Consider the following 15,154-nt stretch of genomic DNA (forward strand, 5'->3'; position numbering starts at 1 on the left):
TGTAACCGTGCGTCACGCCCCTGTCCCTCCTCCGCGCGGTCACGCGCGGTCGTCGCCCAGCTGGGCCACCAGCGCGGCGAGCAGGGCCGCCCGGTGGCGCACCGTGGTCACGTCCAGCCACTCCTGAGGCGTGTGGTCCGCGCCGCCGACCGGTCCCAGGCCGTCCAGGACCGGGGTGCCGACGCCCGCGACGAAGTTGGCATCGCCCACCCCGCCCGTGGCGGTCGCCCGGACCGGCACCCCGAGTTCGGCGCCCAGCGCCCGCGCCGTCGCCAGCAGCCGCCGTACCCCGGGGGACGGCTCCAGCGGCGGGCAGAAGTCGAGCTGCTCCACCCGCGCCCGCGTCCCCGCCACCACCGGCCGGGACGCCGCCGCCTCCAGGGCGGCCCGGGCCGCGTCGATGCCGGAGGCCGTGGCCGAGCGCACCTCCACCCGCAGCTCCGCCTCCGGGCAGACGATGTTGGCCCGCGTCCCCGCCCGGATCACGCCCACGTTGACGGTGACGCCGTCCCAGCGGCCGTTGAGCGCCTGGAGCGCGACCACCAGGTGCGCCGCCGCCAGGGCCGCGTTCGCGCCGCGCTCCGGTTCGATGCCCGCGTGCGCGGCCGTGCCCGTGACGGTGATACGGAAGTCGGCCACGCCCTTGCGGGCGCAGACCAGGTCGCCGTTCTCCCGCGCGCACTCCAGGGCGAGGGCGACATCGCTCTGCCGGGCCACGCGCTCGGTCAGCGGACGGCTGGCCGGGGAGCCGATCTCCTCGTCCGGCGTGGCCAGCAGCACCACCTCCCGGTAGGCGTCCACGCCCGCCCGCCGCAGCAGGTCGAGGGCGAGCAGCCCGGTGAGCAGGCCGCCCTTGTCGTCGCTGACGCCGGGGCCGTGGGCGCGCCCGCCGCGTACCGTGAAGGGACGCTTCTCCGCCGTGCCGTCCTCGAACACCGTGTCCATGTGCCCGAGGAGCAGCACCCGCCGCCCGCCCCGCGCGGCGGTCAGGGACCCGGCCTTCCGGGCGAGCAGCGCGTCCCCGAACCGCTGCCCGTCCGCGCCGTCCGGCAGCGGGACCCGCTCGACGTCGAAGCCGAGCGCGTCCAGGCGGGTGGCGAGCAGGGCGGCGACCCGGTTCACGCCGTCGGGGCTGTGGGAGCCGGAGTCGACGCCGACCAGTTCGGCGAGGTCGTCCAGGAACCGCGGCAGCCGGTCGCGGGCCAGCGCCAGGAACACGCGCGGGCCCGGCCGCCGCCGTACCGCCGCCGTCACAGCACCTTGGACAGGAAGGCGCGGGTGCGCTCCTGTTCGGGGTCGGACAGGACCGTCGAGGGCTTCCCGGCTTCGACGACCGTGCCGCCGTCCATGAACACGGCGGTGTCCGCCACCTCCCGGGCGAAGCCGATCTCGTGCGTCACCACCACCATCGTCATCCCGTCGTCCGCGAGCCGCCGCATCACCTCCAGCACGTCACCGACGAGTTCGGGGTCGAGCGCGGAGGTCGGCTCGTCGAACAGCATCAGCTTCGGCCGCATCGCCAGCGCGCGGGCGATCGCCACCCGCTGCTGCTGGCCGCCGGAGAGCTGCGCCGGGTAGTGGGCGGCGCGGTCCGCGAGCCCCACCTGGTCCAGCAGGGCGAGCCCTTCCGCCCGCGCGGTGGCGCGGCTGAGCCCGGCCACCCGCACCGGCGCCTCGACGACGTTCTCCAGGGCCGTCATATGGGGGAAGAGGTTGAAGCGCTGGAACACCATGCCGATGTCCCGGCGCCGCTCGGCGACCTCGCGCTCGCGCAGTTCGTGCAGCCGGGTGCCCTCCTGCCGGTAGCCGACCAACTGGCCGTCGACGGACAGCCGTCCGCCGTCCACCTTCTCCAGGTGGTTGATGCAGCGCAGGAACGTCGACTTGCCCGACCCGGACGGGCCGAGCAGGCAGCACACCTGCCCCCGCTCCACGGTCAGGTCGACGCCCTTGAGCACCTCCAGCCGCCCGAACCGCTTGCGGACGCCCTCGGCGTGCACCATGGGGGCGCTCATCGGACGGTCTCCTTCCCGCGCAGCGCCGCCGCCGCGCCGACGAACAGACGCCGCACCGGGGAGGTGCGGTCGGTGGCGCTGCCCCGGCCGTAGCGCCGCTCCAGCCACGCCTGCGGCACGCTGAGGACGCTCACCAGGGCCAGGTACCAGATGCTGGCCACCACGAGCAGCGGGATGACCTGGTAGTTCTGCGCGTAGACGGCCTGGATGTTGGACATCAGGTCGTGCGCGGCGATCACCGACACCAGCGCGGTCATCTTCAGCATGTTGATGGTCTCGTTGCCCATCGGCGGCACGATCACCCGCATCGCCTGCGGCAGCACGACGCGCCGCATCGTCAGCGCGGGGCGCATCCCGAGCGAGTGGGCGGCCTCGGTCTGGCCCGCGTCGACGGACTGGATACCGGCCCGCACGATCTCACTGGCGTACGCCGCCTCGTTGAGCCCGAGCGCGAGCAGCGCCGCGACCGACGGGGTGAGCAGGGAGTTGGTCTCCGCGCGCAGGAACGTGACGTCGGTGAAGGGGATGCCGATCAGCACGTACTGGTAGAGCGCGGCGGCGTACCCCCAGAAGATGATCTGGACGAGCAGCGGGGTGCCGCGGAAGAACCACACGAAGAGGGACGACAGGCCGTACAGGACCGGGTTGGCGGACAGCCGCATGACGGCGATGACCGTGCCGAGTCCGAGGCCGAGCGCCATCGCGGCGGCCGTCAGCCACAGCGTGGTCGCCAGTCCGTCGAAGACGAGGGAGGCGAACAGGTAGTCGCCCACCACGTCCCAGTGCACGTTGGCGTTGCGGGCGAGCGAGCCGACCAGTCCGACGAGGGCGGCGACGGCGGCCACGACGGCGGCCCACCGGCCGTAGTGCCGGACGGGGACGACGTCCAGGTCCCGCGCCGCGACCCGGGGCGGCGCGGTGTGGGGCAGGGGTTCGGTGTGGGTCGGCATCAGTCCACCGCCGCGTTCCGGGTGGCCTTGGACAGGGCGATCGAGCCGACGCCGTACTGGTCGCAGATCCGCTTGAGCGTGCCGTCGTCGATCAGGGCCTGGAGGGCCTTCTGGATCGCGGTGGTCAGTTCGGGGAGCTTCTTGCTGACGGCGATGCCGTTGGGGGAGGCGTGGTAGCCGCCGGGCGCCTCCGGGTCCTCGACGAGGTCGAACGCCTTGCCCTCGTCGGCGGTCTTGGCGGTCCAGCCCGCGGCCGGTTTCGTCAGCACCTCGGCGTCCACCTTGCCGGAGCGCAGCGCCAGTTGGGCGTCGGAGTCCTTGGGGAAGGTCTGGATGTCGATCTTCCCGCGCCCGGCGGCGGAGCACTCCTTCTGGTGCGCGTCGAGCAGGTCGAGCTGGTTGGTGGCGGCCTGCACCGCCACCTTGCGGCCGCACAGGTCGTCCAGGTCGGTGATCTTCTCCGGGTTGCCGTCGGCGACCATGATCCCGGACCCGGACTGGGTGTAGTCGACGAAGTCGACGACCTGCTGGCGGTCCTTGTTGTCCGTCATCGCGGACATGGCGACATCGAACTTGCCCGCCTGGAGGGCGGGCACGATGCCGTCGAACTTCTGCGCGGAGAAGGCGAAGCGGACCCCGAGCTTCGCGCCGAGCGCCTGTCCGAGGTCGTAGTCGAGTCCGGTCATCTCGTCGCTGCCCGCCGCGGCGTACATCTCGAACGGCGGGTACGGGACGTCGGTCGCCACCCGCACGGTGCCGGACTCCTTGACGGCGTCCGGGAGCAGGTCGTGCAGCGCGGGGTCCCGCTGGACGACCGTGCCCGCGATGGTGGCCTTCGCGCCGACGGCGGGCTCGCCGCCGTCGGCGTCGGCGTCACCGCCGCAGGCGGACACGGCGGACAGGGTGAGCAGGGCGGTGAGACAGGAGAGGGCCGCCGTCGTACGGCGGTGCGAGGAGGTCGGCATGGCGGTCAGGTCCTTCTCGACGAGCGTGCGTGCGGCGGTGCGGAGGCCGCCGCCTGTTGGAGGAGGACGTTACATCCGACGTGGTTAACTGCATAGATGTATCGCACGTTACTTTCGCGCGGCGCTGACGCGGTCTTTACAGCGCTGTTCCAACGATGAAATGGTGGGACGGCGACAGCGAGTGATCGTGACGACTGCTCCGTAGGGGACCGCGGGGCAGTCCGTCGCGCCGCCGGTCGGCGCACGTCCGTGAGTGCGCCGACCGGCGTTTCGTCATGTCCCGCCCCTGGCCCGGCGTCCGTGTCGGGCCCCCGCGACCCGACCGTTCGTGCCGCTCGGTCCGCGCCACCGTCCGGCCCGATCGGGTACCTCGACCGGCGCTGCCCGCGAAGCCGCGGACCCGGAAAGCTCGTAACCCGCTCCCCTGCCGTGACGGAGCCGCGTCGGAACGGAAGGACTCCCATGAAGGCTACGGCCGCCCGGCCGGACGGCGACCGCGCCGCCCGCGCCGACCGCCCGCCGACCTACGACCACTACCTGCGCCTTCCCGAACTGCTGCGGCTCCAGCAGCCGGTCAGCGACGAACCCGACGAACTGCACTTCATCGTCGTGCACCAGGCGATGGAGCTGTGGTTCCGGCTCCTCCTGCACGACCTGCGCGCCCTCGTCGCACTCCTGGACGACTCCCGCCTCACCGACGGCTGCGCGCGACTGCGCCGGATCAACGACACGACGGGCGTCCTGCTGACCCAACTGCGCAGCCTGCGCTGCCTGCCACCCGCCGGGTTCCACGCCTTCCGCGGACGGCTCGCCGGGGCCAGCGGCCTGCAGTCCACGCAGTTCCGGGAGCTGGAGGTCACCTCAGGGCTGCGCCACGAGGCGTACCTGCGCACCGTGCGCGCCGTGCACGGCGGCGCCCTGCCCGCCCCCGTCGCCGCCGCGCTGCGCCACCGCGGCCTCGCCGAGGCCCACCAGGACGCGGCGCGCCGGGACGGCCTGACCGGCTGGACCGAGCTGTACCTCCCGCCGCGCACCGGCAGCCCGCTGCACCTGCTCAGCGAACTCCTCCTCGACTACGACGAGCTGTGGCTGCGCTGGCGCACCGAACACGTCGCCCTGGTCCGCCGGATGATCGGCGGCGCCACCCGGGGCACCGGCGGCACCAGCATCACCTACCTCGAACGGACGCTCGGTCACCGCTTCTTCCCCTACCTGTGGGAGGCGCGCGACCACCTGCCCGGCGCCGTCGCGGACGCGCGCGGGGCCGACCACCCGCCGCTGGAGCCCCCCACCGGCTGTCCGGCACGACACGAAGGAGACAACCGCGCATGATCCGCTCAGTGGTGATCGTCGGCGGTGGCACGGCGGGCTGGATGACCGCCACCTACCTCAAGGCCACCTTCGGGGACCGGGTGCGGGTCACCCTCGTCGAGTCCGCGAGGGTGCCCACGATCGGCGTCGGCGAGGCGACCTTCAGCACCGTACGGCACTTCTTCGACTACCTCGGCCTCGCCGAGGAGGAGTGGATGCCAGCCTGCAACGCCTCCTACAAGCTCGCCATCCGCTTCGAGAACTGGCGGGGGAACGGCGAGCACTTCTACCACCCCTTCGAACGGCTGCGCACCGCCGACGGCTTCACCCTCGCCGACTGGTGGCTGCGGCTCGGCCCGCACGAGCGGCGCTTCGACGAGAGCTGCTACGTCCTGCCCGCCCTGTGCGAGGCCAAGCGCGCCCCGAAGCACCTGGACGGCACCCTGTTCGAGCGGTCCCTGCACGACGGCGGGGACCGGGCGCGCCGTACGACCATGTTCCAGCAGGACACCCAGTTCCCGTACGCCTACCACTTCGACGCCGCGCTGCTCGCGGAGTTCCTCGCCCTGCACGGCGCGGACCTGGGCGTACGCCGCGTCCTGGACGACGTGGTGGAGGTGCGCCGTGACGAGCGCGGCGACATCTCGGAGGTCGTCACCTGGGAGCACGGCGCCCTCACCGGCGACCTGTACGTCGACTGCACCGGGTTCCGCGGACTGCTGGTCAACAAGACGCTGGAGGAGCCCTTCGAGTCGTACCAGGACGTCCTGCCCAACGACCGCGCGGTGGCGCTGCGGGTGCCCGTCGACGGCGCCCAGGACGGCATGGCCCCCTACACCACGGCCACCGCCCGGGACGCGGGCTGGATCTGGACCATTCCCCTGTACGGCCGGATCGGGACCGGCTACGTCTACGCCTCCGACTTCTGCACCCCCGAGGAGGCCGAGGCGGAGCTGCGGGCGTTCGTCGGACCGCGGGCGGCGGACGCCGAGGCCAACCACATCCGGATGCGGGTGGGCCGCAACCGCCGCTCCTGGGTGCGCAACTGCGTCGCCATCGGACTGTCCAGCGGCTTCGTGGAACCCCTGGAGTCCACCGGCATCTTCTTCATCCAGCACGGCATCGAACAGCTCGTACGGCACTGGCCGGACCGGGCCGACGACCCGCACCTGGCCCGCGGCTACAACGAGAGCGTCGCCCGCTGCCTCGACGGCGTACGGGAGTTCCTCGTCCTGCACTACAAGGCGGCCACCCGCAACGACACGCCGTACTGGAAGGCCACCGAGGAGCGGGCGCTGCCCGACGGGATGGCCGAGCGGCTCCAGTTGTGGGAGTCCCGGCTGCCGTCCGACAGCAGCGTCCACCCGTACTACCACGGCTTCGAGCCGTACTCGTACGCCGTGATGCTGCTCGGCCTCGGACGCCCGCCGAAGCACCCGCACCCCGCCCTCGGCCTGCTCGACCCGGGCGCGGCGCGGGCCGCGTTCGCGGAGGTGCGCCGGGAGGCCGAACGCCTGGTCGCGGCGCTGCCCGGCCAGTACGAGTACCTCACGCACCGGATGCGGTGACGGGGGAGCGGACACGGACACACCGTCGGCGCCGGGCGTGGAGCCCGGCGCCGACGGTCTTTCGTCGCGCCTGGCGGCGCGGCGGTGGCTGGCTCACGGCGCGGGCCAGGTCGCGTAGCGGCGGCGGCCGTAGAGCAGGGGACGCGCCTCGTCCGCGGTGGCGACCTGCTCCACCGCGCCCAGCACGACGGTGTGGTCACCCCCGGGCACGGTGCGCAGCACCCGGCACGCCGCCGTCGTGTGCGCGTCGGACACCAGCCGCGGCAGCCCGTGCGGCCCGACCGGCTCCCAGTCGACGTCCGCGAACGGGCCCGGCCCCGGACGGCCGAACACGCTCGCCGCCCGGCGCCCGCCGGTGTGCAGCAGGTTCACCGCGAAGGCGCCCCGGGACACCGCCGCCCGCAGGGTGCCGCTGCGGTTGTCCAGGCACACCAGCAGGGTCGGCGGACACAGCCCCACGCTGCACAGCGAGGTGCACGTCATGCCGCGCGGCGCCCCGTCGTCGTCGACCGCGGTGACCACCGCGACGCCGCTGGGGAAGCCGCTCATCAGCTCCCGGAACGTACGGACGTCCACCGCCCGTTCGCCGGGGCCGTGGTCTCCCGCGGTGCCGGTGTCCTGGGCTCGGCCATGCCACGACATCACGCGCCCCTCCTTCACTCGTCGACGGGGAGGCTGGCGGTCGCCCCTCACGCTAGGCAGGAAGGGGCGGACCCCACGACGGCCGACCGGGCGGAAGAGCGGGCGGCCCGGGTGGGGTGGCCGGGGTGGGGTGGCCGGTCGGGGCCCTCACAGGACCGCCGCCGACGGCGCGGGCGCGGGTATCAGGCCGTCCTTCACGGCGATCACCGCGGCCACCGTCCGGTTGGGGCAGTTGAGCTTCGCCAGGACGTTGGAGACGTGCCGCTTCGCGCCGTTCTCCGAGATGCCGAGCCGGTGCGCGATCTGCTTGTTGCTCATGCCGTGCACCAGCAGCGTCAGCGCGGCCTCCTCGCGGGGCGTGAGCTGCGGGCCCCGGTCGCGGCGCCCGCCGGAGGTGGCCTCCGACATCAACTCGCGCACCAGGCTGGGCGGGACGGGCATCTCACCGCAGGCCACGGCCCGTACGGCGTGCGTGAGCGACTCCTCGGTGAGGCCGCTCTCCAGCAGGAAGCCGTCCACGTTGAGCCGACCCGCGCGGCGTACGCACTCACGGGCGGCGGTCGGGAGCGTCAGCAGGACCTTGACGCCAGCGCCCCGGGTGAGTTCCAGCACCTCCTGGAGCGGACCCGCCTCGAACGCGGCGGGCAGCACGACGATGTCGGGCTGGCGGCGCGTCAGGACGTCGCGCACCAGGTCCCGTTCGTCGAGCGCGTACACCGAGCCGACCTCCGACACGGAGTGCAGCAGGGTCATCAGGCCGCAGCGGATGACGGCGTCCTCGTGGTAAACGGCCACGTCCAGGGTGTGGGGGGCTGTGCGGTGGTCCCTCGGAGCGGAGGTGACGTCGTGATGGTGGAGTGCTTGTTCGCTCACCGACCATCCTCCTTATTGTGCGAGCAAATGGGGGGAGTAGGTCCGCAGGGGGGACCGTGCCGAGCGTGCTCAGCGCGTGCTCAGCGTCCTGCGGAACCATGACATGGACGTTACAACCAAGCGAGTTGGACGGGAAGATGAAACGCGTGGTGCATCGCCGCGGCCCGGGATTCCTGGGATGAAGGAGCGGTTCCGCTGGTCCGCGAGCGTTACAACTGGCTTTGCTCGTACGGGACTTGTTTCCCTCGCTGGGTTTCAGCCGCGCGTCGGGCGGCGCGCGCCGTAACCCGCCAGGACCGTTACCAGCGCCTCGATCAACGCCAGCGTCGGCACCAGGCTCGCCCGCGGGGACGGCGACCGCACCGCCGCCGTGAGCACCACGTCCGCGATCTCCGTGACCGGTGAGAACGTGGGGTCCGTGAACAGCAGGATCCGCGCGCCCGCCGCCTTGGCCTGGTGCGCGAGGCGCGCCGTGCGCTCCTCGTAGGGCCGGTGGTCGAACAGCACGACGACATCCGAGCGTCGCAGGTCCCGGGCGACGGCGGCCAGTTGCACCGGATGGTCGGGCAGCCGCCGCACACCGTCGCGCAGCCCCATGAGCCGCAGCTCCAGACACTGCGCCAGGACGCCGGTGAACCGGCCGCCGTCGAGGAACACCCGGTTCCGCTCCGACCCCAGCAGCCGCACCGCCGCGTCCAGTTCGGCGGCTGGCAACGATGTCAGCGTCTCCCGCGTCGCCTCGGCCAGCAGGGTCGCGGCGCGGGCCGCGGTGGTGTGGGGAGCGGTGGGCGGGGCGGTGTGAGGGGCGGTGCCGCCAGGGCGGGTACGGGGGGAAGGGGTCGTGACGGCAGGCGCACCCGAGGCGTCCCGCGCCCGCGGCTCGGCGTACGTCGCCAACTCGTCGTACGTCGCCAACTCGGCGTGCGTCGTCAACTCGGCGTGCGTCGCGTGCGTCGTGTGCGTCGCCAACTCGGCGCGCAGCGCCTCACGCAGGGCCGGGTACCCGGGGAAACCGCACCGCCGGGCGAACCGCACCACCGTCGGCGCGCTCACTCCCGCCCGCCGCGCCAGCAGCGAGACCGTGTCCGTGCCGACCGCGGGCTCCGTCAACAGCAGCCGGGCGATGCGCCGCTCACTGCGCGTGAACCGGCCCATGCCACCCCGCAGCCGCGCACTCAGCCCCCACTGCCCCCGCTGCCCTGCCTCCACCCCGCTCACCCCCTCGACGACGCACCGTACCCCACACCCCCCGGCCCAGCTCCACGCCGACGGGGCGGTCGTACGACGCGACGGCCCGGGGTGCCCGGCCGCGCACCGGACCGCCCGATCGGGTACCCCGTCCGACACCTCCCAAGGGGCGGGCGGCCCCACCCCGGTCGGGTGGAGCGGACGAGCCTGGGGCGCGGCGGCCCCCGATGGCACGGTGAACCGGCGAGTGCCGCGCACCGACCGCGAACCCGGCGCGCACCGCTGCGGAGGGAGCCGTGATGACCCACACCGTGCGAGGCCGCCCGGCCAGGAACGCGACCCCGGCCGACGTCCTGCGTGCCCTGTGCGAGCGCGCCGCCGACCGCGAGGTACTGCGCGTGGTCCAGCCGTCCAAGGAGCCCGGCACGCCCGACCGCACGACCCACGTCACCCGCGGGGAACTCCTGGGGCGTGCCCACGCCGTCGCCGCCTCCCTCACCGACCGGGTCCGGCCGGGCGACCGCGTCCTGGTGCTGCTCGACGGCGGCCCCGACCTGTTCGCCGCCTGCCTCGCCGCCTGGCACCTCGGCGCCGCCGCCGTACCCCTCCCGCCGCCCGTCGGGCAGGACCCCGACCGTGCCGCCCGGCTCGCGGAGATCGCCCTCGACGCGGAGGCCGCGGCCGTCGTCACCACCCGCCCGGTGCGCGAGGTGTGCCGCGCCGCCTGGCAGCGCCGGGGCACCCTGCCCCTGGCCTGGCGGTGCGTCGACGACCTGCCCGCGACCGCCACCCCGCCCCCGGCGGCCCCCCTCCGCCCGACCGACCTGGCGCTGCTGCTCTACACCTCCGGCTCCACGTCCACCCCCAAGGGCGTGGCGGTCCCGCACGAACGCCTCCGCGCCACCCTGGAACTCCAACGCGACCGCACCGGCCTCCCCGACGGCGGCCACGTCGTCAACTGGCTGCCCGCCCACCACGCCCTCGGCTTCGGCAGCGTGCTGCTCGCCGCCATCGTCGGCGGCTCCGCCACCCTCATCCAGCCCGGCGACTTCGTCGACGACCCGCTGCGCTGGCTGCGCGCCGTCACCGCCGCCGACGCCCCCGTCCTCAGCGGCGGCGCCCCCTTCGGCTACGAACGCTGCACCGCCGCCGCCGACGCGGAGCACTGCGCCGGACTCGACCTCTCCCACTGGCGTACGGCACTCATCGGCGCCGAACGCATCCGCCCCCGCACCCTCGCCGACTTCACGGACACCTTCGCCCCGTACGGCTTCTCCGAGCGGGCCCTGTTCCCGGCCTACGGCCTCACCGAGACGATGCTGATCGTCACCGGGCACCGCGGCGGCCCCGTCGTCCGCGTCGACGCCGACGCCGCCGCCCTCGAACGGGGCCGGGTCCAACCGGCCGACGCGGCCACCGAACGCGTCCAGACCCTGGTCGGCTGCGGCACCCCAGGCCCCGGCGCCGACCTCCTCATCGTCGACCCGGAGACCCGCCGACCCTGCCCGCCCGGCCAGGTCGGTGAGGTGTGGATCGCCGGACCGGTCGTCATGGACGGCTACTGGCACCGCCCCGTGGAGACCGCCGCCACCTTCCACGGAGTCCTCGCCGACGGCGGCCGACGCCACCTGCGCACCGGCGACCTCGGCTTCCTCCACGACGGCGAACTGGTCGTCTGCGGACGCCTGAAGGAACTCGTGATCATCCGGGGCCGCAACCTCCACCCCCAGGACATCGAACTCTCCTGCCGCCAGACCGACCCGCGCCTGGCCCAACTGCCCACGGCCGCCTTTTCCGTAGAGCGGGGCGAACGGGAACACCTGGTGGTGGTCCAGGGCGTCGACGACGACACCGCCGACCTGAAGACCCTGGCCCGCGACCTCGCCACCGCCGTCACCGCCGCCCACGACGTCGAGGTCGACGACCTCCTCCTCGTACCCGCGCACCACATCCCGCGCACCGCGAGCGGCAAGGTACGCCGCACCGCGTGCCGCACCGCCTACCTCGACGGCGACCTCCCCGCCCTCGCCCGCGCCGGGACGGCGCACCCGGCCACGACGCCACCCCGCCCCTCCCTCGCGGAGACCCTCCACACCGCCTCCGCCGACGCCCGCGCCGACGTCCTGCTGCGCGAACTGACCCACCTGCTGACCGACACCCCCGCCGCCGACCACGCCGACCGGACCCTGCTCCAACTCGGCCTGGACTCCCTGCGCACCATGGAACTCCGCGCCCGCCTCCACCGCGAGCTGGGCGTCCTGCTGCCCCTCGCCCAACTCGGCGGCAGCACCCCGCGCGACCTCACCACCACCCTCCTCGACCGCCTGCCCGCCCACACCGCCGAACCCCCCGAGCCCACCATCCCGCCGCTCACCCCCGACCCGGCGGCACGCCACGACCCCTTCCCGCTGACCGACCTCCAGCACGCCTACCTCGCCGGACGCGACCCGGAGTTCCCCCTCGGCGGTGTCGCCACCCACTTCCACGCCGAGTTCGACGCCGACGGCCTCGACCCCGCCCGGCTCCGCGACGCCCTGCACCGCCTGATCGCCCGGCACGACATGCTCCGCGCCGTCATCGGCACCGACGGCACCCAGCGCGTCCTGCCACCGGAACTCGTCACCGGCGGCGGCGCACCGGGCTCCCCCCTCACCGAGTACGACCTGCGGGACACCCCCGCCGACGAGGTACGCCGCCACCTGGACGCCGTACGCGAGGAGATGTCCCACGCCGTCCTGCCCACCGACCGCGCCCCGCTGGCGGACATCAGGATCAGCGTCCTGGACGCGGGCCGCTGCCGCGTCCACGTCGGCCTCGACCTGCTCGTCTTCGACGTGTGGAGCCTACGGCTGTTCTTCCGCGAGTGGCGCGCCCTGTACGAGGGCCGGGACGACACCCTGCCCGCACTGGAACTGACCTTCCGCGACTACGTCCTCGCCACCCGGCAGCAACCCGACGCCGCCGCCCAGGAGACGGCCCGCGCCTACTGGAACGACCGGCTCGACACCCTCCCCCCAGGCCCCGAACTCCCCCTGGCCCGACCCCTCGCCGCCTGCTCCGGCCACCGCTTCCGACGCCTGGACCACCGTCTCGCCCCGCACGCCTGGGCCACCCTGCGCCAGCGCGCCACCGCCCTCGGCCTCACCCCCACCTCGGTGCTGCTCGCCGCCTACGCGACCGTCCTCGGCCGCTGGTCCCGCTCCCGCCGCTTCACCCTCAGCGTCCCGACCTTCAACCGGCACCGCGTCCACCCCGAAGTCGACGCCCTGATAGGCGACTTCACCTCGGTCACCCTGCTGGAGATCGACCTCGACGACACCGACCCGGGCCTCGCCGCGCTGGCCGCCCGCATCCAGCGGCGGCTGTGGTCCGACCTCGAACACCGCGCCCACAGCGGCGTACAGGTCCTGCGCGACCTCGCCCAGCGGCGCGGCGCGGCCGACGGCCCCTTCGCCCCCGTCGTCTTCGCCAGCGCCCGCGGCCAGGCGCCGGACGGCGATCCCGACCTGCCCGTGGAGTGGCTCGGGGAGTGGGTCTTCGGCATCTCCCAGACACCGCAGGTCCTGCTCGACCACCAGGTCTGGGAGGACTCCCAAGGGCTCTCCTTCAACTGGGACTTCGTGGCGGAGCTGTTCCCGGCTGGCCTGGTGGACGACATGTTCGGCGCCTACTGCCGGTTGCTGGAAGGGCTGGCGGGTGAGGAGACGGCGTGGTCGTCGTCCGGGCTGGGGGAGTTGGCCCCGGCCGTGGTGGCGGAGGCCAACGACACCGACGGGCCGGTGCCGGAAGGGCTGCTGCACTCGCGGGTGCTGGAACGGGCGGGGGAGTGCCCGGAGAAGGTCGCGGTGGTCGCCGTCGACGGGACGCTGACCTACGGGGAGTTGCGTACGCGGGCGGCTGCGGTGGCGCGGCGGCTCGCCCCGGGTGAGCTGGTCGCCGTGTCGATGGGCAAGAGCCGGGAGCAGGTCGTCGCGGTGCTGGGTGTGCTGATGGCGGGCGCGGCCTATCTGCCGGTCGACCCAGAACTGCCCGCCGAGCGCAGGCACTCGCTACTGGAACGCTCCGGCTGCCGGGCCGTCCTCACCTCCAGCCGGGAAACGCCCCTGGACTGGCCGCGCGGCGTCACCGAGGAACTGGTCGACCTGAACGGGCCCGTGGTGGAGAAGCCGCTGCCCGAGCTGACGACCGGTGCCGGGGACCTGGCCTACGTCATCTACACGTCCGGCTCGACGGGTGTGCCGAAGGGGGTGGCGGTCTCGCACCGGGCCGCGCTCAACACGTGCGTGGACGTGTGCGAGCGGTTCGGCGTCGGGGCGTCGGACGTCGTCCTCGGCTTGTCCTCGCTGAGCTTCGACCTGTCGGTGTTCGACGTGTTCGGTGTCCTCGGCGTCGGCGGCACGTTGGTGTTGCCGGGGCCGGGCACGGGGCGGGACCCGGGGCACTGGCTGGAGCTGGTGAGCGAGCACGGCGTCACCGTGTGGAACTCGGTGCCCGCGTTGATGGGGATGTTCGTCGAGCACAGTGGTGAGGCCGTCCCGTTGCGGTTGGTGTTGCTGTCCGGGGACTGGATTCCGGTGGACCTGCCGGACCGGATACGCGCCCTCGCGCCGGGCGCGCAGGTGGTGAGCCTGGGTGGGGCGACGGAGGCGGGCATCTGGTCGATCGCGTATCCGGTCGGCGCGGTCGATCCAACCTGGGATTCCATCCCGTACGGCCGTCCCCTGCGCAACCAGCGCTTCCACGTCCTGGACACGCAGTACCGCGAGTGTCCGCTGTTCGTGCCGGGTGAGCTGTTCATCGCCGGGGTCGGTCTGGCGGACGGCTACTGGCGTGACCCGGGACGCACGGCGGCTTCCTTCGTCAATCATCCGGTGACCGGGGAACGTCTGTACCGCACGGGTGACATCGGCCGTTGGCTGCCCTCGGGGGACATCGAGTTCCTGGGCCGGGAGGACTTCCAGGTCAAGGTCGGCGGGTTCCGTATCGAACTCGGGGAGATCGAAGCAGCCCTCGCCTCCTGTGAGGGCGTACGCGCCGCCGTGGCCGCCGCGCCGGGTGACCGGCACCACCGCCGCCTGGTCGGTTACGTCGTCCCCGAAGAACCAGCAACGCCGGAAGACGAGTTGTTGCAGCGGGTCCGCGCCCACGCCGAACAGCGCCTCCCCGCCTACATGGTCCCCCCACTCCTCCACACCCTCGACGCCATCCCCCTGTCCGCCAACGGCAAGGTCGACCGCACCGCCCTCCCCGACCCCACCACCACAACCGGCACCGACCGGCGGGAGGTGACACCGGCGGCGACCGATCTGGAGGAGAAGATCCTGCGGGTCGTGTCGGGACACGCGCCCGGCGGCGGCGTCGGGGTGCTCGACAACTTCTTCGACCTCGGCCTGGACTCCCTGGTCCTGACCCGGATCTACCGGCGGCTGCGCGACGAACTGGGGCTCACCTTCCCGATCACCGCGCTGTTCGGCGAGCCCAACGTGCGCCGCCTCGCCGCCCACCTGGCCGGGGCGACGACGGCCGCCGGGGCGACCCGTGCCGCCCGGGACCGCGCCTCGCTGCGCCGCGCGGCCCTCGCCCGCCGCGCCAGGTGACCGCCGCCATCCCCCCACTGGCGCACACCCAGAAAGGACCCCACG

10 protein-coding genes are annotated in these 15,154 nt (G+C 73.6%); 3 read left to right on the top strand and 7 right to left on the bottom strand.

The features are described from left to right. Positions 1-39: 39 nt before the first annotated feature. The 4 genes from ACFQZ6_RS34045 to ACFQZ6_RS34060 are packed head-to-tail and all read right to left on the bottom strand — an operon-like array spanning position 40 to position 3,930. Positions 40-1,254 (bottom strand): M20/M25/M40 family metallo-hydrolase, encoded by a 1,215-nt coding sequence (locus ACFQZ6_RS34045; RefSeq protein WP_381617337.1) that lies wholly within the window; start codon positions 1,252-1,254, stop codon positions 40-42. Further along, complete coding sequence (locus ACFQZ6_RS34050; protein ID WP_381617339.1) at positions 1,251-2,015, bottom strand: amino acid ABC transporter ATP-binding protein; 765 nt, start codon at positions 2,013-2,015, stop codon at positions 1,251-1,253. The genes ACFQZ6_RS34045 and ACFQZ6_RS34050 overlap by 4 nt, the downstream gene beginning before the upstream one ends. Further along, entirely contained in the window at positions 2,012-2,965 is a 954-nt protein-coding gene (locus tag ACFQZ6_RS34055; RefSeq protein ID WP_381617342.1) for an amino acid ABC transporter permease, read from the bottom strand. Before ACFQZ6_RS34055 ends, ACFQZ6_RS34050 begins: the two co-directional genes overlap by 4 nt. Beyond that, positions 2,965-3,930 carry an ABC transporter substrate-binding protein gene (locus ACFQZ6_RS34060; protein ID WP_381617345.1) on the bottom strand — a complete coding sequence of 322 codons (966 nt, stop codon included), beginning with the start codon at positions 3,928-3,930 and terminating at the stop codon, positions 2,965-2,967. The genes ACFQZ6_RS34055 and ACFQZ6_RS34060 overlap by 1 nt, the downstream gene beginning before the upstream one ends. 462 nt (positions 3,931-4,392) lie before the next feature. Here ACFQZ6_RS34060 and ACFQZ6_RS34065 point away from each other — a divergent pair, with 462 nt between their 5' ends. Together ACFQZ6_RS34065 and ACFQZ6_RS34070 are read left to right on the top strand one after the other, a co-directional pair. Next, the gene (locus tag ACFQZ6_RS34065; RefSeq protein ID WP_381617348.1) at positions 4,393-5,262 is read left to right on the top strand and encodes a tryptophan 2,3-dioxygenase family protein; all 870 of its coding nucleotides are present in this window, start codon (positions 4,393-4,395) and stop codon (positions 5,260-5,262) included. Further along, positions 5,259-6,809 (top strand): tryptophan halogenase family protein, encoded by a 1,551-nt coding sequence (locus ACFQZ6_RS34070; RefSeq protein ID WP_381617351.1) that lies wholly within the window; start codon positions 5,259-5,261, stop codon positions 6,807-6,809. Before ACFQZ6_RS34065 ends, ACFQZ6_RS34070 begins: the two co-directional genes overlap by 4 nt. A gap of 93 nt (positions 6,810-6,902) precedes the next feature. Here the strand turns inward: ACFQZ6_RS34070 and ACFQZ6_RS34075 are convergent, their stop codons facing one another. The 3 genes from ACFQZ6_RS34075 to ACFQZ6_RS34085 all read right to left on the bottom strand — a co-directional run bounded on the left by ACFQZ6_RS34075 (position 6,903) and on the right by ACFQZ6_RS34085 (position 9,479). Then, entirely contained in the window at positions 6,903-7,451 is a 549-nt protein-coding gene (locus ACFQZ6_RS34075; RefSeq protein WP_381617354.1) for a flavin reductase family protein, read from the bottom strand. 147 nt (positions 7,452-7,598) lie between these two features. After that, complete coding sequence (locus tag ACFQZ6_RS34080) at positions 7,599-8,324, bottom strand: LuxR C-terminal-related transcriptional regulator (protein WP_381617357.1); 726 nt, start codon at positions 8,322-8,324, stop codon at positions 7,599-7,601. A gap of 255 nt (positions 8,325-8,579) precedes the next feature. After that, positions 8,580-9,479: a MurR/RpiR family transcriptional regulator gene (locus tag ACFQZ6_RS34085; protein WP_381617360.1), complete on the bottom strand. Its 900-nt coding sequence runs from the start codon at positions 9,477-9,479 to the stop codon at positions 8,580-8,582. A 332-nt stretch (positions 9,480-9,811) separates the two neighbouring features. Here ACFQZ6_RS34085 and ACFQZ6_RS34090 point away from each other — a divergent pair, with 332 nt between their 5' ends. After that, the gene (locus ACFQZ6_RS34090; RefSeq protein ID WP_381617363.1) at positions 9,812-15,109 is read left to right on the top strand and encodes an amino acid adenylation domain-containing protein; all 5,298 of its coding nucleotides are present in this window, start codon (positions 9,812-9,814) and stop codon (positions 15,107-15,109) included. The last annotated feature ends 45 nt before the right edge of the window (positions 15,110-15,154 follow it).

This window comes from Streptomyces flavalbus (assembly GCF_042674625.1).
GTDB classification, from domain to species: domain Bacteria; phylum Actinomycetota; class Actinomycetes; order Streptomycetales; family Streptomycetaceae; genus Streptomyces; species Streptomyces flavalbus.

Excerpts from the sequence above, each read along its gene's own strand:
- ACFQZ6_RS34090 (WP_381617363.1), top strand. The coding sequence starts at position 9,812 with ATGACCCACACCGTGCGAGGCCGCCCGGCCAGGAACGCGACCCCGGCC.
- ACFQZ6_RS34065 (WP_381617348.1), top strand. The coding sequence starts at position 4,393 with ATGAAGGCTACGGCCGCCCGGCCGGACGGCGACCGCGCCGCCCGCGCC.
- ACFQZ6_RS34055 (WP_381617342.1), bottom strand. The coding sequence starts at position 2,965 with ATGCCGACCCACACCGAACCCCTGCCCCACACCGCGCCGCCCCGGGTC.
- ACFQZ6_RS34075 (WP_381617354.1), bottom strand. The coding sequence starts at position 7,451 with ATGTCGTGGCATGGCCGAGCCCAGGACACCGGCACCGCGGGAGACCAC.
- ACFQZ6_RS34070 (WP_381617351.1), top strand. The coding sequence starts at position 5,259 with ATGATCCGCTCAGTGGTGATCGTCGGCGGTGGCACGGCGGGCTGGATG.
- ACFQZ6_RS34085 (WP_381617360.1), bottom strand. The coding sequence starts at position 9,479 with ATGGGCCGGTTCACGCGCAGTGAGCGGCGCATCGCCCGGCTGCTGTTG.
- ACFQZ6_RS34060 (WP_381617345.1), bottom strand. The coding sequence starts at position 3,930 with ATGCCGACCTCCTCGCACCGCCGTACGACGGCGGCCCTCTCCTGTCTC.
- ACFQZ6_RS34050 (WP_381617339.1), bottom strand. The coding sequence starts at position 2,015 with ATGAGCGCCCCCATGGTGCACGCCGAGGGCGTCCGCAAGCGGTTCGGG.